Origin of the sequence: Thiolapillus sp. (assembly GCF_048562965.1) — a bacterium.
Lineage (GTDB): Bacteria > Pseudomonadota > Gammaproteobacteria > Chromatiales > Chromatiaceae > Thiolapillus > Thiolapillus brandeum_A.
In genome coordinates this window covers 1-1,461 of record NZ_JBHNMF010000746.1, presented here as the reverse complement: position 1 = coordinate 1,461, position 1,461 = coordinate 1, and the positions used below count along the sequence as shown (strand labels likewise).

Genomic DNA, 1,461 nt, shown 5'->3' with positions numbered 1-1,461 from the left:
AGCCAACACCATCCCTGCTCAATCCATAGTTGAAAACGACTTTTTTCGTCTTTTACAAACCGCCACATTGATGCATACCTTCGTAATATAGGCAGGTGGACTATTCCGGCATGAATGCCGGGTTGATGTTCTTTATGCCTAATTACTGGAGGCCGCGCGCTCTGCCGCCATCATGCTGATGGGGTGCGCGGAAAAATGATGAGCCGCTTTGCTTCGTTTCTGTTTGCCACATTGTTTTCCGTTGCTGTTTTCACATCGGCACCTCCCGCCCGCGCTTCATTGAGTGATGCGCTGTCAGACATGCTGTCGTCCACCGCCACAAATCCGGGCGTTTACATGTCGCAGCGGCGCGGCGTTCTCACCGGGGGCTCCTTTCAGATGCGCTGGCCCATCCGAAACATTTGGCTTATGCATGTCGCGCCACCACACCTTCAGGCAGGCTGTAACGGCATAGATTTCTTCGGCGGCAGTTTCAGCTTCATCAGCGCTGAGCAGTTCAAGCAAATCCTCCGCCAAATCGGCACAGCCGCCGTAGGTTACGCCTTCCAGTTGGCTATCGCCACCATTTGCCAGGAATGCGCGTCTCTCATGGCCCACCTTCAGGATCTGATGAATAACATCAACTCGCTTGAAGCCTCCTCCTGCGCCATCGGCGCCAAACTTGTCGCCAGCGTCGCATCCAAAATGGATCTCAATGACGCTGGAAAGGCTGAACTGAAAAAAATAGAAAAGGCGGCTGGGGGTGCTGATGGTTTCTTTGACGCGCTGCAGAAAATGTTCACCGACCCCGGTTGGGGCAGTGATTCCGCTTCCTATGCCGTTCAGTCCGCCAACTCCACAGGCAGCTACGGTGGCGTCGATAAGATCGGTAACATCACCTTTCGTGCGTTATACAAAGATAGCGCTGTCATGAAGCTTGGTAGCATTCTTTCCAACTACAGCTCGCGTGATAATTTCTCGATTGAACTCATGATCAGTCTCGTGGGCACAGTTGTATACCCGGAAGACCCCAAGAATTCTGAAAGTAATGGTGGCTGTAATGCCAGCCCATCCGATCAGAAGAGCGCCTGCGTGCCCACGTACTATCGGAAGAATTTCTCACTGGAAAACATGATGTGGGCCAAAAACGGCACGGGGACAAATTCTGGGGCCAACCAGGATTATTACAACATGTGGCGGTGCAACAGTTTTAATAGCGGCATCCGTGCTTGCGCTTCAATGTACGAAGGACGCTACACCGAACGCACCCTGGACCAAATCGTTCATTACGAACTGTTTGGCACCTATAATATGAACGACATAACAGGGACTTCCAGCAGTATTGTCGGAAAAATCCAGTCAGGTGCAGACCTTACCCCCTCACAGCAGAATTTCATCAATATCACGCCTATTCCTTTATACCGGATACTGGTGGATGTCCACAAAGCTCCTTCAGCTGTGCCGTTCATAGCCAAGTTTGTC

Annotated in this window: 1 protein-coding gene; it reads left to right on the top strand. The window is 51.6% G+C overall.

The window, feature by feature from the left end; all coding sequences use genetic code 11:
• Positions 1 to 198: 198 nt before the first annotated feature.
• The coding region (locus tag ACOCD2_RS19740) for a conjugal transfer protein TraH (protein WP_419625934.1) at positions 199 to 1,461 on the top strand (1,263 nt) is incomplete at its 3' end.